This window comes from Lysinibacillus sp. GW823-FHT06C08, assembly GCF_058795135.1.
The window spans coordinates 1-26,100 of sequence record NZ_JBXAHN010000002.1 but is presented as its reverse complement, the minus strand read 5'-3'; the positions used below and the strand labels follow the sequence as shown (position 1 = coordinate 26,100).

Sequence of the window (26,100 nt, the reverse complement as noted above, 5' to 3'; positions counted from 1 at the left end):
GTTACCCTTCAGCGATTTTCATATACAATCTTACCATCTACCACAGTACAAAATACTTCAATGTGAGGTAGTTGCTCTATAGCCACAGTGAAAATATCCTCTTTTAAAATCGTAAAATCGGCTGTATAGCCTTCTGCAATTTTACCACGACTGTGCTGCTGTCCAATGATTTCAGCCGCTCCCCCTGTATACAAATGGACCGCTTCGAAACGAGAAATTTTCTCCTTAGGATTATAGCCATCATGTTTTTCTCCCACATTACATCTTGTGACAGCAGCATAGATTCCGATTAATGGATTCGGTACTTCAATCGGCGCGTCACTACCACCAGCCACCACAAGTCCACGGTCAAGAAGTGACTTTAAAGGATGTAAGCCTTGAGCGCGCTCCTCTCCAAGCTTTAATAGCTCGGCGTCATACTCCCCCTGTACAAATTGCGGCTGCATATCGATAGCAACAGGCAATTCAGCTAGTTTAGTTAATATGCCCTCATCGACCAAGCTACAATGGATTACCCGATCAAGCTGACCAGCCTGTGGTGGATGTGCCGTAAAAACATCTAAAATCAGTTCGATGGCTAAATCTCCGATTGCATGGACGGCGACAGTTTGTCCATATTGACGAGCTAGCTGCACATACTTCGTTAATTGCTCTGTCGTATGAATAAGCATTCCTGTATTGTCTGGATCATCATTGTATGGTTGACGTAGTGCTGCCGTTCTTCCGCCAAAGGCTCCATCAATAAAGATTTTCATGGCACCGAACTCCAAGAAAGGCGAGGAAGTAGTATCCAACTTTTCTACCTCCTTAAATACGGTATGATGCTGCAATAAATGAACTTTGAAAGATTGCTGAGATTCCACTATTTTACGGTAGGCTTGAATGGGTTGGCTTGGCGGTCCGTAATAGCTTAAATCTTCCGAATGACCTCCCACTAAACCATATGCTTGTAATGAGGCAACCGCTTTCACTAAAGCATCCTCTATATATACAGGTGTAATATGGGGCATCTGATTGACCACTAAATATAAAGCCGCATCCTTTAATACGCCCGTGAGCTGACCATCTATTTTTTCAACGATCCCCCCCTCTGGTGAAGGTGTAGCATTGGTAATCCCTGCAAAAGCAAGTGCCTTAGAATTAGCTAAAATTAAATGGTGACAGCTACGCTTGATGATTAAATAGGCTTCACCAAGCGCATCCAGCTCTGCTAAAGTTGGGAAAATGGGCTCTTCAAATTGGTTTTCATTTAATCCAATCGCTATGACCCATTCTTTGGGGGATGCCTTGGACATACGCTCTTGAAGCTTTTCAAGTAACGCCTCTTTACTCGTAATAGCCGATACATCAATATGCTTTAATTTTTCCCCGTAACCAATAATATGTAAATGACTATCTACAAAGCCTGGATACATGACATTGCCTTGTAAATGTCGAGTAGAAGTAGCTAATGGCGACAAGCTCTCCACTGAGCCTGTCGCCACAATTTTCCCATCTTCTTCAAGGACTGCTTCTACTGTTTCACCAACCTGAGCCATCGTGTAAATCTTTCCACCTGTCCATAATGTTGCCAAAACAATTCCCCCTATGTCCTATGCTATTGCTTCAATTAAATGTGCTCTTTCTAAGCGGCGACGGACAATCACACCAATCCATGCCGCCATTACCGCTTTGACAATCCCTACTACTATAAATGGTGCAGTACCACCCAAGAAGGCTGCTGTCCATGTATAATCTGCTACGATTTTTAACCATACCGTACCAAATGATAACGTAATAATCATGCCGATGATATTTGCAATAATCGCTTGGGTAAATGTAATACCAAATTTATCTAAGTATAAGCCCATAATAATCGCTGTGGCAAGGAATCCTACAATATATCCCCCTGTCGGACCAACTAAAATCCCTAGACCTCCAGACATTCCACTAAACACTGGTAAACCAGCTGCTCCTAGTAAAATATATAATAGAACAGATAATGTTCCTAATCTTGTCCCTAAAATAGTCACGACAATGCCGACTGCTAAAGTTTGTCCTGTAATTGGAATTAGAGGTAGTGGAATGGTCACCTGTGCCAAAACAGCAATAATCGCTGCTCCAAATGCCGCTAACACATATTGATATGTACTTCCTTTTTTCAATGTAAAAAGCCTCCCTTTGCTATACGTTAACTAATAATAAAAATAAGTTAACACAAAGATAAAGCAAATGAAAACGCTTGTCAATGTATTTTGGTGTAAAAAAAAGAAATTGCTAGATAACTATCGCAATTTCTCTTCGCTATTATTATTACCATAAAGGTTCATTCATAGAATCCTTGTCTTGTAGCTTAAAGACATATGGCACGACTTGATAAAGAAAAATCAGCACCCCTACTAGAAAGAAAATAAAACCGATGAAGTAGTTATGGAACACATGTTGCAACATAATGAATAGTGGTATCGGCATTGAAAGCATGCCCCCTAATTGCATGGATTTTTTCGTACGATACTGTTTTTGTCCACAATGAGGGCACACAATTTCTCCATTTTTGCGATACAATTTGCGTGCCTCCTTTTCAGACCAGCTCTCCCCGCATTCTATACAAATAGGAAGTCCATATCCTTTTTTTAGTAATACACGCTTGACAATATAAGCAGCACCGATAAAAAAGCCCAACAACAAAATTCCTCGAACATAATCAGAATTGAATATTGTCCACCAGCTCCAGGCATCGGACTGTATAGTTGCTGCTTGGTGACCTGTGGAGCGCTGTTCCTTCTGCTCTGACAAAAGATAACTAAAACTAATGACCAATACAGTAAAGGTTGCTAGTACGACGCGGTACGTCCATTGATTACCTACTTTATGCTTTCCTTTCCGTCTAGCCTTTTCTGCGATTAATTGTTTACGCTTCTCAGGGAATTTTATATCTTGTAGTTCCTTTAATAGCTCTTCTTTAAATTGATTCATGACGTAGCACCTCCCAATCAAAGTCACCGATTGCTGTTGCCAGCTGTTTACGCGCTCGTTGTAGCCTTGTACGAATTGTCGCTTCTGGGCATCGGACAAGCTGTGCAATCTCTACAGTTGTCATCTCCTCAAAATAATACAAAATTAGAACCTCACGATAAGCGACCGATAACGTAAATAACGCCTCTGTCAGCTCTTGTTTGACCGACTTCTCGAGCACTTCCTTCTCTGGTGTAATCGCCGTTGTGCGGCCCGTAATCTTTTCAAATAATGTCAGGCGTTTACTTTTCCAGCTCCGTAAATAATCATGGCTCCGATTGACTGTCATTTTTACTAAATATGTACGCAATGATGCTTGCCGGCGAAACTGCTCCTGCTTTTGATAAAAAGCGATGAACACATCCTGCACAATATCTTCCGCTGTCGCTTTATTCTTCACATATAAATAGGCGACCTTTAGTAAGTAATCCCCATGCTCCTCGATCACTTGTTCAATATCCATCATTGCTCTCACCTACTTTCTATACTACTGACGGACGCTATTGCAAAAGCGATTCATTTTTTCTAAAAAAAATAAAAAATCCGCAACGGCTACTGCCAAGTCGTTGCGGATTTTTTGAATTCATCTATTAAATACCAATTTCTCGCATCGTCGTTGCAACTTTTGCCATTCGATCATCCAAATCTTTACCGATGAATGGTGGTAAACGCAATTCACTGATGATAGAACCATCACTCATAAAGAGAATACGCTCCGTTCGTGCAGCTATTTTCGGATCATGTGTCACAAGCATAACCGTTGTACCTTCTTGATTGATAGAGGCTAGAATATCCATAATTTCCTGAGCAGACGTTGAATTCAATGCGCCTGTTGGTTCATCACCAAAAATCATCGATGGACTACTAATTAAAGCACGGCAAATGCCTGCCCGCTGAAGCTGGCCACCTGAAACCTGCGTAATATCACGCTTTGCTAAGTCTGCAATCCCTACTTTTTTCATGATGCTTTGTGCTTTTTCCGTTAATGCATCCACATTTTTTCGCTGATCACGTACTGCGGGTAATACTATATTATCAAGGATATTTAAGCTTTTAAGAAAGGTTGGCTGTTGAAACACAAAGCCCATTCGCGTTCGGCGGAGCTCGGCTAGCTCCTTGTCATGGAGTGTTGCTACATCAACTCCATCAAAAGAAACCCGACCATGATCAATGCTATCCATACCACTAAGAGCATACAGTAAGGTTGATTTGCCGCAACCTGAGGGACCCATAATAGAAACGAACTCGCCTTCATATAAATCGATGGATACAGCCTTTAAAACCTCATGTCGTTCTGTTCCGACCTGAAATGACTTGACTATTTGTTCACCAGTCACAAGTTTTTTCATGTTCTACTCCTTTATATAATCCATTATTTTTAATTGTCCCGCCTTAACAGTCCCAATAAGCGTTGCTAGAAGTACGACGCATAGGAGGGCTAATGGGCAAAAAACATAGGCAGCTAGTGGATTAATTATAAAATTAAATGAAGCTGCACCAAAGGATGCAATGACCGTGGTCGTCAGAATTTCCCCTAATGTGTTGGCGAGCAATGTCCCCACAAAAATAGCCAGTATTAAGACAACAACTGATCGTGCCGCATATTGTATGGAAATATCGACGTTTGTAAAGCCAATCGATTTCAAGATAGCGATGGGAGATCGATCCTTTGCGATCAGCATTTTCATAAACAACAGTGTCACCAGCACACACATAAAGAGAGCTACTATAAGTGCCGCACTCGATACTTGCTTCATAGAGCTGATGGTCGTTCCAAATGTTTGATAAATATATTCATCGATGCCTGAAACCTTGGCAAAATGGAAGCTATCTGTATACTCTGCAACCTTTTTTTCGACTTCCGATTGTTTCGATAGCGAACCATAGAAGACATTCCACATACTTTCTGTGGAATCATCAGAGAATGCTGCCTTCGCTGTTTTTCCACCATTTGTAATATCCGAATAGATGCCACTTACGGTTAGGGTTTTCGTTTCACCTTGGATGATAAGTAAAATGGTATCGCCCACTTTTTTTTGAAGCTCCTCCGCATTAAGAACAGAAAGTGCTATTTCATCCTGAGCTCTCGGCGCACTCCCTTGCGCATATTCTACTGGGAAAACGGTATGGTCGCCCAACTCAATTTTTAGACTTTCTTCCACCCCATTATTTGTAATGGTTGTAAACTTTTTCGTCGTCAAAACCGTATAATCTGTAATATCTTGATCACGCTCTAGCGTTTTGACCACAGTTGTTACATCCTGAACATGTTGACTGCCTTGCGAAATATCGATGCGGATGTCGCTATTGCCAATCCCCATATACGTAATAAAATTTTTGGAGGAAATGGTATGGTATAAATTTTGAGGCACAATGATAATAAAAGTTGCTACTATGAAGACAGTAAGCATTGTGGCATATAAACCTTTACGGGAAAGCACATCCTTCACGCCTAAAAAGAGATTGATTGGAAGGCTTTTATTGGAGCTAATATTTAGCCACTTCCCATGTTTTGCTTTACTTTGTATCACGCCAAATCGGATAGCCTGAACAGCCGAAAGCTTGCGAAACTGTTTCAACATTAATTGTACATAAATTAGGATAGAAGCAAATACTAGCACCAGACCGATAATGGTGAATAGCCAGACCAATGATGTATTGGCTGTATCCCCCATATATAGGCGGATATTGGCTAAAAGAATATCCCTCACCATAAAGGAAAGTATAAAGCCAAGCACACAGCCAATTGCCGCTATTACACCATATTTTGCAAAATACATTTTCTGAATATCTGAAACACGTATACCAATGGCCTTCATTACACCGATTTCACGATAATCCTCTTCCATTTTAGTTAGCAATGTAAAACGGATACACATAAATGCAATGACCACCACGAGTACGCTGATTAATAAAATAACAGCGATCATCAAACCATCCGATATGGCATTTAGCATTTTGAAGAGCGGCCATGTAATCGTTGGTCCGTTCGCTTCTAAATGTGCACGATGATAGTCCTCTTCAAAGCTTCTTAAATCAGCCAAATCTTTCAAACGAAACTCTATTAAATATTCAATAGTGCCGGCTGCCTGAATCGCTGCATAATCCTCTTCACTCACGAGGAATCGCTTGGATGATGCTAACATGGAATTCATTTGCGAATCCCGTAAAAAACCTGCAACCGTAAAGGGCTTATTATGGACCATCACTGTATCACCTAGCTTGGCTGTGCCGTCCTTCATATAGCCTACAGGTACATAAATGTCTCCGTTATCCGCTTCAATTACATGGCCATCAAGGTCTAGTAAAAAATCAAACTTCTCACTTTGCGTAGTCAGTCCATTGTCCTGAACATTTTGTGCAAGTGTGTTGCCTGCAATGTTGATCTTGGCACCATCTACATTGAGAAATTCGTTGATCTGAAATTCATCCACCAGCTCATTTCGCTCGGCAAAGTCAATGAGACGCGCTTGATCGATAGTACCCGAATGCATCTGTAGAAAATGTGGTGTTTCCGCTTGCTTTAATAATGTATCAATAGAAGTTGATAAATGAACAATAAGAACGGCCGAAAGCGTAACAAGCATAGCCGCACCTGCTACAAACAGTGTTGTCAAACTTGTAATCAGCTTACTATTCGCTATATCATTCCGTACAATTTTGAAATACATAGGTCACCCCTTTGTCAGTTTTAAGACCCTAAGTACAATTATTTCGTCCCGCCTTCCCCTTCATGACCAAACATTTTCATCATGTACAACAAACTACCGCTTTCCACGCCAAGCATTCGCTCCACATTGAAGATAAATGCTGGGACACGAGCAGCCCGCTCTTCATCTGACAACAACACCAAATCATCATCAAAAACGGTATTTGTATATGCGACAATCATCTCCATGCATTCGTATGGGTAGGGTGTATGATAAATCCCTTGTTCAATACCCTCACGGATGATACTCGTCAATAATGGCGGTACATGATTCATGACCACCTGCTGTATTTTTCGATGCATTAATGCATTTTGCGGCTTATGAATATGGTCCATAATTTCCTGACCATTTTCATTCTGCATATTTAATGCCATCACAGCCCTCAATATGCGCTCATTCACCGCAATGCTACTATCCCGTGCCACTGCCCTTGCCCTCGTTAACATCGTTTCCGTATAACGTTCGATGAGGGCATCCATAATATCTTCCTTGGATTTAAAATGATAATAAAGAGTACCGCGTGCAATTCCTACTTTTTCAAGAATATTATTTGTGCTAGTGCCATCAAATCCCTTCTGCGTAAACAGTTCATCTGCTGCATCTAAAATTTCATTTCTGCGTTCTTCTGCCTTTTTCATTTCCCTCATCTTAACAACCCCTTATAATCGACCGACCGACTGACTGTCGAATTATCTTAGCTTTATCGTAGCACAACTATATTCCATATGGCAATATTTTCTACAGTCTTTTTTCAATAAAAAAAGCTACCTCGTTCCAATTAAATACGGATGACCCGCCAAGAAAAAACGACAAAAGCCATCGAGCGTGCTCGACGGCTTTTACCTACAGTCTTTATTCTTCGTTCCTTTTATATTCTAAAATATCCCCTGGCTGACATTCTAACGCCTCACAAATCGCCTCTAACGTTGAAAAGCGAATCGCTTTCGCCTTACCATTTTTCAATATAGAAAGATTCGCCATCGTTATGCCAACCTTCTCTGAAAGTTCTGTTACACTCATTTTCCGTTTTGCCAACATGACATCAATATTGATAATCATCGCCATAGTATTCACCTCAAACCGTTAAATCATTTTCTGATTTGATATCGATGGCATTTTTTAGAAGCTTTTGAAGAACAGCAGCAAAAACTGCAACTACAAAAGAAGCACCAATAATGACCATTCCAATAAGTATAAGACCTGGGGCATCGTCTACTTCCGCAGCATAGTATATCAGTGGCATGCCAACCACGTAAACACTACTAATGACAATTGCACAATATTTAATTTTAATTAAAGCTTTCACTGATAACTCTGAAAATGCAATGTTTTGATCAATATAGCTTAGCAGCTTGATCGTCGTATATAGAGCAACAAAATAAGCAATTGCCGTTGCATAGACGCCAAGTAATGCAGTAATTGTTAAGACCGGTGAATGCTGAGCTGTATCTAAAGCAACACGTGGCACCACCCATATACATAAGGCAAAAACCGGCAACCCCATTAGAAAAACAGCAATCTTTAAAAAGAGTGTTTCCCGTTTCATATTACGCACCTCTTTTATTTAATATCCTGTTCAATTTACCATATAATTTATCGTTTTTCAATAAATTTTTATCTAATTTCATGGTATTAATAATATCCATTATTTGGTTTATTTTTCTTTTTATTGTGCTATAATCGTTTTTATCATTGTTGAAGGGGGTATTTCAATGAATTACCAAGCTGCAAAAAAAACAATAGAAACAGAGCGTCTTATGCTCCGACTATTCACAGAAGCGGATGCACCTGAAGTAAGTGCATTGTGTAATAATTTTGCTCTATATAAAAGCACGTTAAATTTACCTTATCCCTATACCTTAGACTGTGCATTGTCATGGATTTCCAATCATCAACAAAATTTTGAGCAAGAGCAGCTCTATGAATTTGCCATAACGGACAAACAAAGTGGGCAATTATATGGGGCCATTGGACTGTCGAATCGTCAGCAACACCAAAATGGAGAAATGGCTTATTGGATTGGTGAGCCGTATTGGGGAAATGGCTATGGAACAGAAGCTGCCTGTGCCATCATTGAATTTGCTTGTAAGGAAAAACAGTATCATCGTGTTTATGCGCAGTATTTTCTTTCCAATCCTGCCTCTGGCAAAATCATGGAGAAGTGTGGCATGCAGTATGAGGGAACGTTAAAGGATCATGTTTTTAAAAACGGTACTTTTGAGGATATCATATTTTACGGCATTATTAATCCTTACCATAGCTTGTAAACGTACATGAAAGAGGCACCTACTTATAAAGTTATGCCTCTTACTCTTTAAATACCATTTCCCACATCACAATAATGGTTATAGTGTGTAATTTGGTTGCGTCCATTACGCTTGGACTTGTAAAGCGCTTCATCCGCATGTTGGATAAGCTCTTCCACTATCTTTATCTTGCCAAAATCATTAGTACTAACACCAATACTAAATTCCAATTGAACTGTTTCACCATTCACCGTAAGTGACAAAGCCGTTAAGGTTTGATAAAGATTGTCGGCCAATGTTTGCACCGTTTCTCCCTCTTTTACTTGACTGAGGATTATAAACTCATCTCCACCAAAACGTGCGACAATCGATTCAAAGGGTTGAAAATAATCTTGCAATGTTTTGGCGGTATTCGTTAATGCATCGTCTCCAAATAGATGACCATTCATATCATTAATTTCTTTAAAATGGTCTAAATCCACCATCATTAACGCTAATTGCTGATTACCTTCAGCTGCTTTTTCGAGCATCCTCTTTGCATTTTCATCAAAATAGCGTCGATTGTAAATATTCGTCAGCGGATCGAAATAAGCATTTTTTTCAAATTGCTTCTTATGATCGTTATACTCCATTTCAAATAATACATGAGAGTAATTTTCACGTTGAATTTCTAACAAAATATTAATATATTCTTTCTGAACAGCACATAAAACAATTTTATTGCCCTGATCCTCTATAAGCTTCACTAATGAATTATAGATAATTTGAAGCAAAGACAGATCATTGTTTTGCAAAGCATAATGTTTAGTCTTTTGATATAAATCAATAGCTTCACTTACACGTCCCTGTCGTTCACAGAGAATGGCATAGGCATTGAAAACCTCTAATTGTACTTTTGAATAGGGCGGGTTATGAATCGTGGCTAGTAGTTCTTGTAATAGTACATTGGCCTCATCAAACTCATCCAGCCATATAAGTGATACGGCTAGGTTTGTTTTTGGATACATAATTCCTGTATAAGGCTCTTTATGCTGCACTTCAAACGCATTCGAGTAATAAAGACTTTTTAAGGCGAATTCCTTGGCTGTACGATAATTGCCCATCGATATTTCCAAATCGCTTAGATTATTATAAATTTTCCCCAAGCTCTCCACATGTTGAATAGATTCAGCAATTTTTAAGCCCTTTAGCATCAGCTCTTCAGATTTCTTTAAGTGACCAAATGTCCCCCAATAAATCGCGGCTATATTATAATACTGAATGAGGTCAATATCATTGCCATGTTGAAAAGTTAGCTCACGATATTGTTCAAGTACACTAATCGATAGCTGTAAATCACCTGTTTGAAAATAACTGGCACAGCTATAGCGTAATAAAAGGATTGCCTTATCATACATTCCAAGCTTAATGGCACTTTCGATTGCGGCACTACTTATTTCTATATATTCTAAAAAACGATCCGCGTTATATAATTCATTGAGCGTAATCCATAATTCTTCAAATTCTTGTACGTTCATACCGCTCCCCCTTATCTTCAACCTTACTTCTTTAATACTACCTGCATGAATAAAATATTACAATTCTTTGGACTCATTTATTTTTACAAAATTAAGCAATTAATACTAGACAAACAAATTATTGTGTATATTATCCTATGTTTCTAATTTTATATTTTAATGGTAAATTTAACATAGTACTTTCACTATAATTTTCTCGCTAACAAAAAACAAGCCTCTTTCACAGAGACTTGTTAAGATTCTTCTATACCTAGTAATTCTTTTAATTTCTTGGCCTTTTCGGAGCTTAATTTGATTTCTCCACTCCCTATCTTTTGGAGGTAAAGTGAACCTCCATAGCCTTTCCATATTTCAATACGCACCCCTTCCACCTGAAGGGAGTAATCAGGGGGCCTTCGCATATAGTCAGCCCTCTGCCAGGGCATATCCTGCAAGAATTCAGCTACTTCTTGTTCATTTTGCAGATTTAGCTCTACAGTGACATCAGGCTCTAATACCTCCACATCGTTTAATAAGCCATATTTCCTGACAACCCCATTCTCCTCTATGCTACCCGTTTCAGTCGAATGAAGGGTAATATAGTCCCCTTGTTCTACAGGAAAATCGGCTAATACAGGGTACCAGTCAGCTTGCTCATACTTTTCCTCCAGCTGTTCTTCTGTCATATGATCGAAATCTTTTGGAATAATACCCTCGATAAATAAAAAGGCATTTGACTCAACCTTTGCAACGGTTCCCACTAAAGAGGTGCCAGATGTACTAGAAGGGTTCACGATGTTATTTTCCTTTTGAAAGGCCGTCGCCTGTTCAGCAAAATTCATTTGGAAATACCGAATAGCCTCAATATCTGCTACGCCTTTATAGGCATAAAAAGTTGGATATTTTTCCTTATACATCGCGTAGAGCTTCGTTCTAGCTGTATACATTGGCAGGAGAGGTTCCATATAAACATCCACATATTTACTCGGTTCTACACCTCGAAAAAAGGCTTTATTTTTAGGTGATTGCTGTAGCATTTCCATTTGCTCAACGAAGTTTTTTCTCTCCGTCTCAAGTTCATCCTTCGTATAGGTAATTCCTAATGACTCTGCAAAAAAATATGCGGCAACAAGCTTCTCATACGAACGATAAGCCTCTTCTTTATAATATTCCTTGTTTTGATTGGGCCACATCATTTGTGTTATACGCTCAAAATGATCTAGCTGTGTTTCATCAAAGCATATAGTCGTCTGGGTCGTTTCCTTCCCTAACAGCTGTACCAATATAAAACCTGCCACACATAGGGTGAGCACGACCGATAAAAGTGTGAATCGATAAGGCTTCTTGTTGGAATTCTTAGAATGTAGCACATGTTGTTTAACACGTTCTTTGCTACTCGTCATATCCCCCGTTACTTTGACCAATTCTTTGTGTACTTTATTCATCCTTTAGCACCTCCCATTCGTCCTGTTTTAGATAGGACCTTAATGCCTCTCTTGCCCGTCTCAGCCTTGTTTTCACCGTATTATCTGAAACCCCTAATAATCGGGCAATGTCATGTATTTTCATTTCTTCAAAATAATAAAGAACAATCGGCTCTCGATACAGAAGTGATAGCTTTAATATTGCCGCTCCCACAGAGGATCGCTCCTCCGCCACGACTAGCTCATCACGCTGTTTATTCCACTTCATAGGAAACACTTTTTCTTGTACAAGTAGTTTTTTATAATGCCAGCTTTTTAAATAATCCTTGCTTTGATTAATCGTTAAAGTGGATAAGAAAGCACGTAGCTGCCCACGTTCCTCATAATTACACTGAGAGAATTTAATAAAAACCTCCTGTACAATATCCTCCGCCGTTTGCCGGTTCTTTACGTAAAAATAAGCGAGACGCAATAAATGCTCTCCATGTTCATCAATGATTTGTTCAAGTATGCCACCCACCTACCCTCCTACACAATAAACGATTCCCAATGAATCTCCGTTTCAAATTTTTTCTAAAAGTGTATTGACCTTGGAGCATACTCCAATGTTAGGATGATTGTAGGAGGTGCTCATATGAAAATTAAACAATTTGCCGAGAAGTTTCAATTATCCACCGATACAGTCCGTTATTACGAAAAAGAAGGACTCTTACATCCACAGAAATTAAACAATGGTTACCGTGTGTATGATGGCACATGTGAACAGACCATGAAATTTATTCTCGTCCTACGCCAGCTCGGCTTTACCTTACAAGAAATCAACTATTTACTGACACTCGAAAAAAAACCTATATCCACAGAGTGTAATGAAGAAACGGTACAACTATTTTCTGCAAAGATTGCCCATATTGAACAGCTCATGCACTTTTATCAGCATGCACGACAATCGCTACAGCTAACTAAAATATTAATGGCTGATGGACAATTTAAAAACAATAAAGAAAAAATTAATTCACTTATTGAAGATATGTACCAAAATTTACAGGAAGGTCGTGGTTACAATGAAACTACGTAAAATTATCTCTCTAGAATATGTCATCGCCTTTATCTTGACGGTCTTTTTCTATGCGCACTTAGATTTTTCATGGCTATCATTTATTTTATTTTTATTGCTGCCTGATATAACGATGGCCGGTTATATAATCAATTTAAAAATGGGTGCCCTTTGCTATAATACGGGGCATAGCTTCTTCATACCCGCTATCCTTCTCGTAATTGGCTATACGCTCTCCATCCCAACACTACTGATGGTTGCCTTGATTTGGCTGGCACATATTTTCTTAGATCGAGCACTCGGTTATGGCTTAAAATATGATGAAGCCTTTACAAAAACACATTTACAGCAGATAGCATAATGAACAAGAAGAAGTCTGAATAAAGGAAAATCAATGGTTGAGCAAAACCATAAAAAAAACGTGGTCAATGATAAAACAATATTGTACTCCTACTATAAAAAGCAGGACCCTCAACCGAGATCCTGCTTCTAAACTTTTTATATTAATCGTTTTAAAAGTGATTCATAAAGCCCTACCATCAATAATCCAATCAATATCGGAATAAGTGAAGTAAAGCTGAAATAAAAACCGACTTCATCATATCGGCCCGTAAAATGAAATTGTAGCCAAGAAACTTGATAGGTATCGCCTACCCCGTATAAAAAAATAGTAGTAAATAAAAACAATGCAAGACTCTTCAACCCCTGTGCCCTTTTCATAGCATCACCTCATTGAACAAATTCCATTTGTTGTGCATAGCTTACAAGATCCTCAATCGTTAACTCTGGATTTTCGCCAACGATACTATACTGGTAGCCGTTTTCTTGCCAAGCAATCGAGCGGAAATTTTTATCATCCATAACCGTTCCTTTTTGTCCTCGAATATCCATCTCTTTTTCATTTAAGATGGGACCAATTTCACTCATACTCTCATCCGTTTTAAAAATAGTGATGAAAAAAGCTGGCTGCCCATCTAATCCAAAGTCAAAGGAATATTCTGGTCGATCCTCTAATCCTTTAACCATTGAAATTTTATCTATAGAAAGGCCATTTTCTTGCGGAACCATTAAAAACTTTTCTAGTTGTTGCTTTGCTTCGTCCAATGAAATTAATTCTGAAGTATCTTCACCGCTAATTTCTTGGATCGTTACATCCTCTGGTAGATCAAGTATAAATTGTTGATCATCTATTTTTTCATCAACAATTATTTTTGAGTATTCGGTGATTATTTGATTACCTGCATTATCTGACTTCATTTTTAACATCAGCCATGTTTTTTTGTCAATCCATGCTTCTATATCCCCAAATAGTGATTCGGTTTTTTTAGTTTTTGCGACAATTTTATATGTGTCTCTCCCAGCGACCTTCTCTTCGCCTGCTATCTTAATCTCATGAGTATCTTTCACCAAATTAAAAACAAGCTGTACCTCTTCCCTAGGCGATCGTAGCCCGTCAAGTTCGCCTTGTGGATACGCCATTTTAAAAGCTGTATTTTCCGTGACATCATAGCTTATCAGCTCAGAGTCAGTTTTGACCGTGATGACATGTTCATCATTGTCACCTTTCATTTCTATACGTCTATACTTATCCTTGACCCATTCTTTTACCTGAGCTTTGCCACCTAGCTCTCCCATATCTAACGTATATTCGCCATAGTAGGTAAGCGGTTGCTTCGATTCTTGGAGCGTCTGCTCAATAATTTCCTGGGGTGAATACGATGCCTCGGTATTACAGCCTACTAAACTAAATGTCATGACAGCGATTAAGCCTGCTGCTCGGCATGAATTTTTCCAACTCATAGTTCGTCTACTCCTTTATTAGGTGGGAGCCAGCAGACAACAGCTGTTCCAATATTCTCACTAGAAAGCAGCTCTACTGTACCACCATGTTTTTCAATAATTTGTTTCGTAATATTTAAGCCAAGTCCCGTGCCCCGTTCTCCAGCCTTTGATCTTGCATGATCCGCTTGATACATGGGCTCGAATAACTTTACAATGTCCTTTTGTGGCAAGCCCTGCCCGCTATTTTGCACGATCATATACATACCCTCTTGCTTCGTTAGGGCTGGCTTCAGGAAATCAAACCCCCATTCCGGAAAACTTCCAGCTTTAACCGCCGCTAAACCAATAGATGTGCCGATCTCACCATAGCGCCATGCATTGCTCAATAAGTTATCAATCACACGCTGAAGTTGTTTAGGATGCACAGCATACAGCCCATCTACATCACAGAATACATCTAATGTAAAACCTTGTTCCTCACATAACGGTTCATAGTCCGACAAAGCCATCTCAAAAAACTCTTCCCCATCAACGTCTACCAGCTCTAATTCATAGCTCGTTGATTGGAGTAATGTAAACATCAATAAATCTTCTAGCATATGCTTCATTCGATCGGCCTTCGTGATGATGACCTGCTGATATTCTTCTTGCTGCTGTTGTGATAAGTCATTGTTTAGTAAGGATTCCGCATAGGCTTGAATAGCGGTAAGAGGCGTTTTTAAATCGTGGGAGATACTTGCAATCATCATCTCTTTTTGCTGTTGTTCTACTTTTAAGGAAACCCGGGTATTTTCAATTTCATGTTGCATCGCCACAAATGTTTGGGCGAGTGAACCAATCTCATCTTTTCTTGTACTTAAATTGGATTCTATATGCTCACCTTTGGCAAAATTTCGCATTTGATGCATCAGTTCTCGTAATGGTCGATTAAGTTTCCGATTAAGCAACAAAATGACCCCTATATAAATCACTAAAAATAGCAAGATAGAGCCTATAATGACAAGCCATGAACGCTTCTCTACACCTTTTACCCAATCAGTTCTTATTAATTGAATTTCATAGATGCCCAACAAGTCCCCATTGTGATATACTGGCTCCTTGTAGGTAAAGGCGTTGTATGATTGTTGTAAATCATATAAACCTTTAAATATACGCTCTTTCCATACATAGCCTGATTGTAAAGGGTTTGAGGAATATAAGACAAAACCTGACTTGGTGTAAAGTGTAATCGCCAATTGCCCATTGGTCAGCTCTTCTATCTCTTCTAAATTTGCATTTTTTTGATATAGTGCTGGATTGTCAACGATCGCTTTTACCTGATTTAGCTCTGTCCACTTGTCAAAGTATTCCGCAACATTTTTATCTTGATAATAAGCATTTATCCACACATATAGACTATAAGCACCAGATATGGGCAACACCATGACAATAAAAAAAGTGATAAGTAACCAAGATTTAATTTTCATAACGGTTCACCAATAAAACGATAACCCCTGCCCCACACAGTTTGAATAAAATATGGATGTCTCACCGAATCATTAAGCTTCTCTCTTAGTGCCTTTATATGTACTGTGACAGTATGAGTGTCCTCTAAAGTTGCTTGCTGCCAAATATACTGATACAGTTCCTTCTTCGTAAAGGTTTGGCTCGGATTTTTTGCGAGTAGCTTGACAAGAGCAAATTCCTTTTGAGTTAATGCTATTTCTTGCTGGTTAATGCTCACTATTTCTCGTTGCCAATCAATGATTAATCCATTTGCATAGGCAGTTTGCTCTTCTACTTCTTCTTGCTTGTTATAGCGTCTCCAGCGTCTAAGATGCGATGCCACACGAGCCTTTAATTCCTCTAAACTAAACGGTTTTGCGATATAATCATCCGCTCCTTGCAAGCCCTCCACCTTATCCGCTTCTTCCTTACGAGCACTCATCATAAGGATGGGGACATCGCTTTCCCAACGTATATTTTGACAAACCGTGAGACCATCCATTTCTGGTAGCATCCAATCCACCAACACTAAATCAAATGGTTGCTCCTGAAAATCTGCCAGCCCTTCAAGACCCGTAGTGGCCCATGTTACAAGATAGTCCTCTTGCTCCATTGTATCTTTGACAATGCGACCAATAGCTGCATCATCCTCAATCAGTAATAACTTGACCTTCATCCATTCTCCTCCTGCACTAACCTTACTACGGAAAAAACGATTTTCTCCGAACTTTACACTTTCTTTATATTTAACATAGAACGAATCCCCATTTTGCACAAATGATTGGGGTTTTTCATTTCTTCTCTGAGGAATTATCCGTTACTTTGGCCGCGCTATCCGTCTCTCTGCTCGTTCTATCCGTCACTCTGCTCGTTCTATCGTTTCCTCCGCGTTTTCCTCTACTCCGCAGGGCTATCCGCCACTTTCCTTGCTCTATCCATCTCTTTGCCCTCGCTATCCGTCTCTTTGCTTGTTCTATCCGTCACTCTGCTTGTTCTATCGTTTCCTCCGCGTTTTCCTCTACTCCGCAGGGCTATCCGCTACTTTCCTTGCTCTATCCATCTCTTTGCCCTCGCTATCCGTCACTTTTGCCGTTATATCCGTCACTTTCCTCCCTCTATCCGTCACTCCGCCCCACTTCATCCCAAACAAAAAAAGAATGCACAGTGATTGTGCATTCTTCGGATTGAACTAGAAAAATAAACTTAAAAAATAGTAAATTAATGCTGCCATTACTGCTGAGATTGGCATAGTGATGACCCATGTTGTGACGATTTTACGGGCCATTCCCCATTTAACGCCTTTGACACGGTGTGCTGTTCCTACACCCATGATAGATGAAGAAATAACATGTGTTGTGGATACTGGTAAGTGAATTAATGTCGCGCCAAAGATAATAGAAGCCGAAGCTAAGTCAGCTGCAACTCCATTCACTGGGCGAATTTTCATGATTTTGCCACCCACTGTTTTGATGATTTTATAACCACCTACAGAGGTACCTAGACCCATTGCTGTTGCTGCTGCAAAACGTACCCAGAAAGGAATATCGTCGCCTGTGTGTAATCCACCTGCGATTAAAGCGAGTGTGATAATACCCATCGCTTTTTGGGCATCGTTCGTTCCGTGTGTAAATGATTGTAAGGCCGCTGTTCCGATTTGCATGGTACGGAAGCCTTTATTTGTACGGTATAAATTCATATCTTTAAAGATGACCTTTAATATGGTCATCATTAGGAAACCAGCGGCGAACGCTAGTAGAGGTGAGAAAATCAGTGCTTGTAAGATTTTTATAAATCCAGCATAGTTTAGAATACTGAATCCAGCTGCTGCAATCGCGGCACCTGCTACAGACCCAATTAATGTATGGGAAGAACTTGATGGAATTCCAAAATACCACGTAAGTAAATTCCATGTAATGGCAGATAATAGAGCTGCTAATATAACAACAGAACCTGTGATATCGCCATCATAGGCATTTAAGGTAAACGGGTCCACAATATCTTTTGTTAAAGCTTTGGCTACCCCAACAAATGTAATAGCTCCGACGAAGTTCATAACCGCAGCCATGTAAACCGCTGTACGTGGTTTTAATGCACGGGTTGATACAGACGTTGCAATAGCGTTCGCTGTATCATGGAAGCCGTTTATAAAGTCGAACACTAATGCGAATATAACGACTAATATGGTAATTAGTAAGATTGTATCCATTTGTTACACTCCATCTTATGCGTTACGCATAATTATTGTTTCAATTGTGTTTGCCACTGTTTGGCAGCTATCAGCAATATCCTCGAATTGCTCATAAATATCCTTGAAAACAATGAGGCGCATTGGATCTTTTTCTTGAATAAATAACTGTTTCATAGAGGAACGGAAGATTTCATCACATTCACGTTCATTATCTTTAATTTGAATCGCATGTTTACGCATCTCTACAAGCTTTTTATTATTTAATAGCTCCATGGCTTGTACCATCTCATCAGTGCTCTTCGCAATATATGTTAGGAATTGACGCATTGGCTCCGTTACTTCTGTTAAATTGTACATATTGAAGTGGGCAATACAGCCTTCCATTCCATCAATTACATCGTCTAATTTATTGGCTAAAGCTAAAATATCTTCTCGCTCGATTGGTGTCATAAATGATTTATTAAGCATTACGATAAGCTCATGAATTAATTTATCACCGCTTGTTTCATAATCTTTCATTGTATCGGCAATTTCTTTTAACGCATCTATATCTTGAATATGGGCATTATGAGCATAATAAATTCCCTCATTCACATTTTTAGCGATTTTTAATAATGACTGAAAAAATGGATCTTGCTTGTTTGAGTTGAACATCTTGTTCCTCCTGTAAAATAAAAATTATCAATTTCTGAAACATCATAACAAAACATTTACACAATTCTACAAAATTTTAAACACTTCTATGTTGATTTTACAAAACTGTAATATAAAATTTGCCACATTTATTTTTAGGCTGGTTTCCAAGTTGAAAACGTTGGAAATCAAATAATAAAAATCACTATTTTTTCTTTAAATATGACCGTTTTTTCTGTTATTTTTATAAAAATACTTGAAATAATCTTTTTTCTCCCTATTTATTTACCACATGAAATGTTAAGGAATTGTAAACGTTATTTACATTCGAAATAAGTATTTCCTCTGCTATTTTTTACCTATAGATGTCGAAACATGTCACCTTTCCTATTTGTTATGCTCGTCCTTGTTCCTGCTTATACATAAAAGTAAGGACACCAACCTAAGAGCATTGACTTGAAGGAATTCTGCAATTTTCTGTCAATTGACAAAAAATATTAGCGTGCTATAATACTTTTGGGCTTCACCGCATTGAAGCGAAGAAGTATTTATTAGGAGGTTTCATATGTTTCGAATAGAAGCTAAAAGCAACCCTCGATTTATGGAGGCAAGCTTCGTTATACTTTTAATTATTGCCACAATGTCTTTTAGTATTGGGTATTTAAAAGCAACACCCCATATTCCGATTTTTTTAGTTATTTCTTTTTTACTAGCCTATGGATTACTAAAAAAAGTCCCCTTTCGCGATTTAGAGGGTGGAATGATTGCGGGTGCTAGTGCTGGATTGGGCGCTGTTTTCATCTTTTTCTTTATTGGTATTTTAATTTCGAGCTGGATTATGGGTGGAACAATCCCTACGCTCATCTATTATGGTTTTTTAACTGTTTCACCAAACTTTTTCTTTGCCATTGTTTTTTTAATTTGTAGCATCGTTGGTATTTCTGTTGGTAGTTCGTTAACAACAGTAGCAACTGTCGGTGTGGCATTTATGGGTATCGCAGGTGCCATGGACATTTCATTAACCATAACAGCTGGTGCAATTGTTTCTGGTGCTTTTTTTGGTGATAAAATGTCACCATTATCCGATACAACCAATCTTGCCTCAGGAACAGTCGGTGTAGATTTATTTGAACATATTAAAAATATGGGCTGGACAACAATCCCTGCTTTCCTGATCTCATTCGTACTATACGCTATTTTATCGCCAACAGGCGAAGCAACATCTTTTGACACGGTGGAGCAATTTAAAGAAGGATTATTAACTACAGGACTTATTCATTGGTATACATTATTACCAATTGTCGTCCTCGTTATGATGACTTTTTATAAAGCTCCTGCCGTTATTACATTAGCCGTTGTTTCTATTCTTGGTGTAGGTCTATCTTATACACTAGATCCCCTACCAGCTTCAGACGTCTTCAAAGTTTTATTTGATGGCTATGTCTCTCACTCTGGTAATAAGGAAGTAGATGCCCTACTGACACGCGGGGGCATGAATAGTATGCTAGCTACAATTGCTCTTGTCTTACTGGCCTTAACAATGGGTGGTCTTTTGTTCACACTTGGTATTATACAAAGTATTTTAGCTAAGGTTGAAAGCTTATTTAAAAGTGCTGGTTCCGTTATTACAGGCGCCGCTCTTACCGGCATTGGAGTTAATACATTAATCGGTGAGCAGTATTTATCTATCCTGTTAACAGGTGAAGCATTTAAAGCTCAATTTGCGAAGGTTGGGCTAGCACCTAAAAACTTATCTCGTGTCATGGAGGATGCTGGAACGGTTGTCAATCCACTTGTACCTTGGAGTGTTTGTGGTATTTTCATCACAAGTGTCCTTGGAATTTCCACACTGGATTACCTACCATTCACCTTCTTCTGTTTACTTGGGCCAATTCTAACTGTACTTTTTGGTTGGAGCGGCAAAACATTAACTAAGCTTGAGCAATAATAAAAGGTAGCTGATTGTTGATCAGCTACCTTTTCTATGTTTCAAAAAGTTTCTATTCTACCTTCACTTGTCCCATCATGCCATTATCTTCATGCTCTAATAAATGGCAATGGAACATATAGATACCCTTATCTTGAAACTTCACTGCCAATTTAACTGTTTCATCTGGTTCAATGGACACCGTATCTTTCCAGCCCTGTTCATTAAGCGGTGGCGCCTGACCATTAATGGATACAATTTTAAATTGCGTACCGTGTAAATGAAACGGATGAGTCATGCCGCCCATCATATCGGGTTTATTGTAAATTTCCCAAATTTCCGTCACTCCTTGTTGTTGTACAAAATCAATTCTAGTACGATCAAATTGCTTGCCATTAATCGTTACCATCGTCCCCATACCAAATAGCTCTAAACGTTTAGATACAGGTAATTGTTGTTCTTCACTAGTTGTAGAGAATTGATTAAATACATCCTGCATCTTCTGTGGAGTAGTGCGTTCATTTGTGATCGTAAACGGTAACAGGACTACACCTTCTTCATTTATCAATGATAAATCAATGGAAGTACTTAGCTTGGAAAAATCGATGATAATTTCAGCACGTTCACCTGGTGTTAAGGTCAGTTTATTTAGTGGAACAGGGCTATTTAGAAATCCTCCATCTGTGGCGATTTGTTGAAATTCCTCATTCGTACTTAGCATAAAGGTGAAATTCCGGGCATTGGAGCCGTTCACCAATCGAAGGCGAACAGGCTCTCGGCGTACATGGAGCTTCGGATTGAGTGTACCATTAATAAGCAATGTATCACCAATTGTCCCATCATTATTTTTGAACTGTTGATAATTTAATTGTTGTTGATCATCAAATTGGCGGTCCTGAAAAATTAACGGAATATCATTTACGCCATATTGTTGAGGTAATCCTAAACGCTGTGAATTTTCATCCTCCACATAAATGAGCCCAGCTAGCCCTTTATATACCTGCTCAGCCGTTTGTCCTTCTGGATGAGGGTGAAACCACAAAGTAGCTGCTTGCTGGCGGATAGGAAAAGTTAGCTTCTTCGATTGACCAGGCTCTATTTGTTCATGTGGGCCACCATCCCCCTCACCCGGTATTTCTAAACCATGCCAATGGAATGTTGTCTCTTTACTCATTTCATTCGTAGTTGTAAATTGTACAGTTTGTCCCGATTGGATTCGAATCACTGGCCCTAAAAAGGAACCATTATAGCCATAGGTCTCTGTTTGGACACCTTGATAAAACTCTGTTGTCCCTTCTTGTGCCACAATTGAATAGTGAGCTGGATTTTTTCCATCTGGTTCTAGTAATGGAGGTATAGCCAACTCATTTTCTCCTGTAGAGGGAGCAAGCTGTAAAGGATTTGTATGACTCATATGACCATTTGTCATACCCATTCCTTCATGAGCGTTGTTCATTGATTTAGTCGAAACATGGTCTTCTGTTTTACTAGCACTACACCCGCCTATAAGTACAATCAATACTGTCAGTAATGAAAACCGCATTTTAGATTTCATCTATTTTCCTCCTTTTGTTACGACAAAAGTACTGTAACAAAGAAGTATGGAGAAATAATGAAGAGCGTTAAAATCCTGAAAAACCATCGAACAATGGACTTAGCCAAATGATGATTACTGTTAAACCGTCGAAAAATAAAACAATTCCTAGCACAATCATGAAATAGCCACCCACTTTTGTGATCGTTTGACTATATTTTCGTATCCATGCGAGTTTCGTGACAAATTGTGATAGCAGGAAAAACGGTATGGCAAACCCTAAAACATAGGCTACCATATAAAACATGCCCATCCCTGGATGTTGAGAAGCCATCATAAAAACTGCCCCAGTAATCGGACCTGTGCAAGGGGTCCATCCCGCTGCAAAGGCAAGCCCAATGAAAAAGGAGCCTAAATAGCCTGTAGGACGATTTTTAAAGGAAAGACGTTTTTCTTGCATTAAAAACTTCGGAGATAGAGCCCCTATAATTATTAAACCAAAGAGAACAATTAAAATAGCTCCAACCTGTCGCAATACATCTTGGTACTGGAAGAAAAACCATCCGACAACAGATGAGCTATATCCTAAGAAAATAAAAATCACCGAAAATCCAATTAAAAAGAACAGTGTATGCAACATACCCATCGTTCTTAATTTTTTATTGTCACCCTGAAGCTCATCCAGTGACATCCCTGTAATATAAGAAATAAAAGCAGGATAGAGCGGTAAGGTGCATGGCGAAATAAAGTTTAGAAACCCTGCACCAAAGGCTAATAAAAGATTTATATCTGGATTCATTTTGAGCGCTCCTTACATCTTTCATGTTAAGTGATTCCCCAATATGTAATAGTGTCCACTATACCTAATAATAGTAATAATATGCCTGCCACTTTTTGAATAACTCTCCCCATCTTCATGCTTGTTCGTAAAATGAGTCGCTTCGCATCGAACAGATAAATGAAAAGCAACATGATGAGTAATGGTATAGAAGTGGCAACCCCAAAAATACTAGGTAAGATAAACCCATAGGTTGTGTTAGTTACGATGGGCATTAGCCATACAAAAAATAGGACAAACATGGTCGGACAAAAGGCAATAGAGAAGCTAGCGCCCATTAAAAAGGAGCCTAGTTTGCCCCCTTTCATAACAGGAGGAATAAGCGTCGACAGACGATTTAAAAATTTCAGCTTCAATAAACCTAATAAAACGAGCCCTGTCATCAGCATAATTGGTCCAATGGCCTGACGGAAAATGGGAAAATACAATGTCATTTTAGTTTCAAACGATTGTCCAAATAACCACGCAAAAAGCCCAAGTCCACTAAAAACAACTATTTTGCCAAGAATAAAAAACAGTATCTCCTGCCAATTATTTTTCATTTGCAGCGTTTTATTTCCATAAAATGTAATAGCACTCATATTGCCGGTTATTTGACATGGAGCTAGTGCCCCTATGAGACCTAATAGCAGTGCCATAGCCCATGCTGAATGCTCATAGGCATTTAAAAATTGATTAATCGGCTCACTTAGAAACTGACTAATAGCTGACAAAAAACTATACAATTTAAACACCTTCAATCTGTTCATCATTTCAGCTTTACAAACTAGCCAAAACTAGTATAAAGGTTAAATATGAATAAATGATGCAGAAATCGATTCTCCTGCTTTTAGAAGACGATGATGTGATCAAAGTTTGTCTTTTTGTTGGTAGAGGCATTAATACGAATCTACACATAGAAAGCGGTTCGTTCCGTTTGGGGTACTGCATCCCCTTTTGGATTTTCAATTAGTATGGTGAAAAATTTACGAGTCTTGAAACCTTTTTTCAAACTGTGCGTATGTATAGCTAACAATGTCCGTAGGAGGAATGTAAGAATGTCTTTTTTTCATAAAGCACTAGCAAGTTTTGGCATAGGTTCAGCAACAGTTGATACAAGGTTGGAAAAGGATACTTATCGAGCTGGGGAAGTCATGCGAGGGGAAATCATCGTGCGTGGCGGTCAAGTTGAACAACAAGTGGATTCCATCTATTTGTCCATTAATACGACATATGTACGAGAGTCAAATGATCATAAACATACAGAGGTGGCCACTCTACAGAAAGTCAAAGTGACAGAGCCTTTTACACTAGCTGCTAGTGAAGAGAAGGTCATTCCCATTTCGTTGACACTGCCATTTGAAACACCGATTAGTGCAGGCAAAACGCAAGTATGGATTCAAACTGGACTCGATATTAAAAACGCAGTTGACCCAAGTGACAAAGATTATATTCGTGTCGAGCCAACAAGCCTTGCAGCGCAAATACTTGATGCTATAGGTCGATTAGGTTTTCGTTTACGAGAAGCAGAATGTGAGCAAGCCCCAGCTCGCTTCCGTGGGTATTATCCATTTGTACAGGAGTTTGAATTTGTACCAACAGGTTCCTTTAGAGGCCATTTAGATGAACTTGAAATGGTCTTCCTGTCCCAGTCCAATCATTCAGCAGAAATTCTTTTACAAATTGACCGCAAAGTAAGAGGGATTGGGAGCTTCTTCGCAGAGGCTTTAGAGATGGATGAAAGCTACGTTCGAACAACAATTACGCTGCACGATTTACCGACGCTTCCAGAAAAATTCCAACAAATTATTTCAAAGCATATATAATTTCACTAAAAAGTAGTTGAAGAGCACTTCAACTACTTTAGTTTTTCTTCTAGCTCCTTTTATGAAGGTGAGGCTTTATTGTATGGGAATAAAAGCGGTATTATTTGATTTAGATGGAACTTTGTTAAATAGAGATGAATCTGTAAAATTTTTTATAGAGTCGCAATATGAGCGACTAGGTATGACATTGAATCATATTCCAAAAGAAAGCTATGTGTCTCGTTTTATTTAACTATATCAGCAATTAGTGCAGGAATTTAATATAGTAGCTCTCACTTGGGAGGAGCTTCTGCTAGATTACATCAATGAATTCAAAAATTATTGTGTCGCCTTCCCAAATCTAATTAGCCTATTAGAACAATTGAAAACGGATAAAAATCTTCTAGGAATCATTACGAATGGTTATGGTCATTTTCAAATGGACAATATTAAAGCTTTAGCCATTGAGAAATATTTTGATGTGATTTTAGTTTCTGAATGGGAGAATATTAAAAAGCCTGATCCCCAACTATTTATGAGAGCTTTAGACAAGCTACAGGTTTATCCTCATGACAGCATTTTTTTAGGAGATCACCCTGAAAATGATGTGAAGGGTGCTCAAGCTGTTGGCATGAAAGGTATTTGGAAAAAGGATGCTCAATGGGATCATGTTGAGGCAGATGCCATCATTGATGATTTGTCAGAATTACCTTCCATCATCGACTATTTAAACAACAAACAATAAAATGATAGGCAATGGCCAACGAGAAATAGATCTGACCCAAAAAAGTTAGACATATTTAGTTAAGCAACTGCTAAGACCTGAGTTCGGTACTCCACCGGGCTTAGGTCTTTTAATTTTTCTTTCATTCGTTTGTGATTGTAGTAGTGAATATAGTCATTGAGCTCCTGTTCAAAATGTGCCATAGATTCAAATTCTTGTAGATACAGGAGTTCAGATTTTAATAAGCCAAAGAAATTTTCGATGACTGCGTTGTCCAAACA

General features: G+C 38.8%; 28 protein-coding genes and 1 pseudogene. 6 read left to right on the top strand and 23 right to left on the bottom strand.

The genetic code is table 11. The features are described from left to right. Window positions 1-8: 8 nt before the first annotated feature. From AC1Q6O_RS07640 to AC1Q6O_RS07600, 9 genes are all read right to left on the bottom strand, one after another. Window positions 9-1,574, bottom strand: a complete 1,566-nt coding sequence (locus AC1Q6O_RS07640) for an amidohydrolase (RefSeq protein WP_107921864.1) — start codon at window positions 1,572-1,574, stop codon at window positions 9-11. An 18-nt stretch (window positions 1,575-1,592) separates the two neighbouring features. Further along, on the bottom strand, window positions 1,593-2,144 hold the full coding sequence (locus AC1Q6O_RS07635) for a biotin transporter BioY (protein ID WP_008175833.1): 552 nt from the start codon (window positions 2,142-2,144) through the stop codon (window positions 1,593-1,595). A 148-nt stretch (window positions 2,145-2,292) separates the two neighbouring features. Next, on the bottom strand, window positions 2,293-2,955 hold the full coding sequence (locus tag AC1Q6O_RS07630; protein ID WP_171365403.1) for a TIGR04104 family putative zinc finger protein: 663 nt from the start codon (window positions 2,953-2,955) through the stop codon (window positions 2,293-2,295). Then, complete coding sequence (locus AC1Q6O_RS07625; protein ID WP_043990017.1) at window positions 2,942-3,460, bottom strand: sigma-70 family RNA polymerase sigma factor; 519 nt, start codon at window positions 3,458-3,460, stop codon at window positions 2,942-2,944. Before AC1Q6O_RS07625 ends, AC1Q6O_RS07630 begins: the two co-directional genes overlap by 14 nt. A 124-nt stretch (window positions 3,461-3,584) precedes the next feature. Then, window positions 3,585-4,343: an ABC transporter ATP-binding protein gene (locus tag AC1Q6O_RS07620; protein ID WP_008175829.1), complete on the bottom strand. Its 759-nt coding sequence runs from the start codon at window positions 4,341-4,343 to the stop codon at window positions 3,585-3,587. Between the two features lie 3 nt (window positions 4,344-4,346). Then, window positions 4,347-6,665 carry an ABC transporter permease gene (locus tag AC1Q6O_RS07615; RefSeq protein WP_089984860.1) on the bottom strand — a complete coding sequence of 773 codons (2,319 nt, stop codon included), beginning with the start codon at window positions 6,663-6,665 and terminating at the stop codon, window positions 4,347-4,349. Between the two features lie 38 nt (window positions 6,666-6,703). After that, window positions 6,704-7,351, bottom strand: a complete 648-nt coding sequence (locus tag AC1Q6O_RS07610; protein WP_346038119.1) for a TetR/AcrR family transcriptional regulator — start codon at window positions 7,349-7,351, stop codon at window positions 6,704-6,706. A 205-nt stretch (window positions 7,352-7,556) separates the two neighbouring features. Further along, window positions 7,557-7,769 (bottom strand): helix-turn-helix domain-containing protein, encoded by a 213-nt coding sequence (locus tag AC1Q6O_RS07605; RefSeq protein ID WP_008175824.1) that lies wholly within the window; start codon window positions 7,767-7,769, stop codon window positions 7,557-7,559. A 10-nt stretch (window positions 7,770-7,779) separates the two neighbouring features. Then, a complete protein-coding gene (locus tag AC1Q6O_RS07600) occupies window positions 7,780-8,250 on the bottom strand; it encodes a DUF2975 domain-containing protein (RefSeq protein ID WP_008175822.1) in 471 nt (156 codons plus the stop codon). Window positions 8,251-8,416: 166 nt separating this feature from the next. On the opposite strand from AC1Q6O_RS07600, the gene AC1Q6O_RS07595 reads away from it, so the two are divergent. Beyond that, on the top strand, window positions 8,417-8,971 hold the full coding sequence (locus AC1Q6O_RS07595) for a GNAT family N-acetyltransferase (protein ID WP_089984862.1): 555 nt from the start codon (window positions 8,417-8,419) through the stop codon (window positions 8,969-8,971). Between the two features lie 47 nt (window positions 8,972-9,018). On the opposite strand, the gene AC1Q6O_RS07590 is transcribed toward AC1Q6O_RS07595, so the two are convergent. From AC1Q6O_RS07590 to AC1Q6O_RS07580, 3 genes are all read right to left on the bottom strand, one after another. Next, complete coding sequence (locus AC1Q6O_RS07590; protein WP_036225173.1) at window positions 9,019-10,467, bottom strand: tetratricopeptide repeat-containing diguanylate cyclase; 1,449 nt, start codon at window positions 10,465-10,467, stop codon at window positions 9,019-9,021. 233 nt (window positions 10,468-10,700) lie between these two features. Further along, window positions 10,701-11,891, bottom strand: coding sequence for a hypothetical protein (locus AC1Q6O_RS07585; protein WP_090003148.1), 1,191 nt, complete (start codon window positions 11,889-11,891; stop codon window positions 10,701-10,703). Further along, window positions 11,884-12,390, bottom strand: coding sequence for a sigma-70 family RNA polymerase sigma factor (locus AC1Q6O_RS07580; RefSeq protein WP_089984866.1), 507 nt, complete (start codon window positions 12,388-12,390; stop codon window positions 11,884-11,886). The genes AC1Q6O_RS07585 and AC1Q6O_RS07580 overlap by 8 nt, the downstream gene beginning before the upstream one ends. Before the next feature lie 114 nt (window positions 12,391-12,504). Here AC1Q6O_RS07580 and AC1Q6O_RS07575 point away from each other — a divergent pair, with 114 nt between their 5' ends. Together AC1Q6O_RS07575 and AC1Q6O_RS07570 are read left to right on the top strand one after the other, a co-directional pair. Beyond that, entirely contained in the window at window positions 12,505-12,945 is a 441-nt protein-coding gene (locus tag AC1Q6O_RS07575; protein WP_346038122.1) for a MerR family transcriptional regulator, read from the top strand. Further along, window positions 12,932-13,285 carry a DUF4260 domain-containing protein gene (locus AC1Q6O_RS07570; protein WP_089984868.1) on the top strand — a complete coding sequence of 118 codons (354 nt, stop codon included), beginning with the start codon at window positions 12,932-12,934 and terminating at the stop codon, window positions 13,283-13,285. The genes AC1Q6O_RS07575 and AC1Q6O_RS07570 overlap by 14 nt, the downstream gene beginning before the upstream one ends. 137 nt (window positions 13,286-13,422) lie before the next feature. Here AC1Q6O_RS07570 and AC1Q6O_RS07565 read toward each other — a convergent pair whose 3' ends face one another. The 7 genes from AC1Q6O_RS07565 to AC1Q6O_RS07535 all read right to left on the bottom strand — a co-directional run bounded on the left by AC1Q6O_RS07565 (window position 13,423) and on the right by AC1Q6O_RS07535 (window position 19,033). Next, entirely contained in the window at window positions 13,423-13,644 is a 222-nt protein-coding gene (locus AC1Q6O_RS07565) for a hypothetical protein (RefSeq protein WP_043990014.1), read from the bottom strand. Between the two features lie 9 nt (window positions 13,645-13,653). Next, complete coding sequence (locus tag AC1Q6O_RS07560; RefSeq protein ID WP_346038123.1) at window positions 13,654-14,724, bottom strand: LolA family protein; 1,071 nt, start codon at window positions 14,722-14,724, stop codon at window positions 13,654-13,656. Continuing rightward, window positions 14,721-16,172: a HAMP domain-containing sensor histidine kinase gene (locus AC1Q6O_RS07555; RefSeq protein ID WP_008175812.1), complete on the bottom strand. Its 1,452-nt coding sequence runs from the start codon at window positions 16,170-16,172 to the stop codon at window positions 14,721-14,723. Before AC1Q6O_RS07555 ends, AC1Q6O_RS07560 begins: the two co-directional genes overlap by 4 nt. Further along, entirely contained in the window at window positions 16,169-16,867 is a 699-nt protein-coding gene (locus AC1Q6O_RS07550; protein WP_346038124.1) for a response regulator transcription factor, read from the bottom strand. The genes AC1Q6O_RS07555 and AC1Q6O_RS07550 overlap by 4 nt, the downstream gene beginning before the upstream one ends. A 342-nt stretch (window positions 16,868-17,209) precedes the next feature. Further along, window positions 17,210-17,332: a hypothetical protein gene (locus AC1Q6O_RS07545; protein ID WP_346038125.1), complete on the bottom strand. Its 123-nt coding sequence runs from the start codon at window positions 17,330-17,332 to the stop codon at window positions 17,210-17,212. A gap of 48 nt (window positions 17,333-17,380) precedes the next feature. Continuing rightward, the gene (locus tag AC1Q6O_RS07540) at window positions 17,381-18,397 is read right to left on the bottom strand and encodes an inorganic phosphate transporter (protein WP_008175807.1); all 1,017 of its coding nucleotides are present in this window, start codon (window positions 18,395-18,397) and stop codon (window positions 17,381-17,383) included. Between the two features lie 15 nt (window positions 18,398-18,412). Then, a complete protein-coding gene (locus AC1Q6O_RS07535; RefSeq protein ID WP_008175806.1) occupies window positions 18,413-19,033 on the bottom strand; it encodes a DUF47 domain-containing protein in 621 nt (206 codons plus the stop codon). A 544-nt stretch (window positions 19,034-19,577) separates the two neighbouring features. Here AC1Q6O_RS07535 and nhaC point away from each other — a divergent pair. Beyond that, entirely contained in the window at window positions 19,578-20,960 is a 1,383-nt protein-coding gene (gene nhaC / locus AC1Q6O_RS07530) for a Na+/H+ antiporter NhaC (RefSeq protein WP_008175805.1), read from the top strand. A gap of 52 nt (window positions 20,961-21,012) precedes the next feature. Here nhaC and AC1Q6O_RS07525 read toward each other — a convergent pair whose 3' ends face one another. From AC1Q6O_RS07525 to AC1Q6O_RS07515, 3 genes are all read right to left on the bottom strand, one after another. Further along, the gene (locus tag AC1Q6O_RS07525; RefSeq protein ID WP_089984879.1) at window positions 21,013-22,494 is read right to left on the bottom strand and encodes a multicopper oxidase family protein; all 1,482 of its coding nucleotides are present in this window, start codon (window positions 22,492-22,494) and stop codon (window positions 21,013-21,015) included. Between the two features lie 67 nt (window positions 22,495-22,561). After that, window positions 22,562-23,272, bottom strand: coding sequence for a cytochrome c biogenesis CcdA family protein (locus AC1Q6O_RS07520; protein ID WP_427422115.1), 711 nt, complete (start codon window positions 23,270-23,272; stop codon window positions 22,562-22,564). A 26-nt stretch (window positions 23,273-23,298) separates the two neighbouring features. Then, complete coding sequence (locus tag AC1Q6O_RS07515; RefSeq protein ID WP_090003141.1) at window positions 23,299-24,036, bottom strand: urease accessory protein UreH domain-containing protein; 738 nt, start codon at window positions 24,034-24,036, stop codon at window positions 23,299-23,301. Window positions 24,037-24,348: 312 nt separating this feature from the next. Here AC1Q6O_RS07515 and AC1Q6O_RS07510 point away from each other — a divergent pair, with 312 nt between their 5' ends. Both AC1Q6O_RS07510 and AC1Q6O_RS07505 read left to right on the top strand, forming a co-directional pair. Continuing rightward, window positions 24,349-25,116, top strand: coding sequence for a sporulation protein (locus AC1Q6O_RS07510; RefSeq protein WP_089984886.1), 768 nt, complete (start codon window positions 24,349-24,351; stop codon window positions 25,114-25,116). Window positions 25,117-25,198: 82 nt separating this feature from the next. Further along, a pseudogene (locus AC1Q6O_RS07505) lies at window positions 25,199-25,840 on the top strand (HAD family hydrolase). A 59-nt stretch (window positions 25,841-25,899) separates the two neighbouring features. Here AC1Q6O_RS07505 and AC1Q6O_RS07500 read toward each other — a convergent pair. Continuing rightward, a partial coding sequence (locus tag AC1Q6O_RS07500; protein WP_492401032.1) for an IS3 family transposase occupies window positions 25,900-26,100 on the bottom strand: 201 nt, incomplete at its 5' end.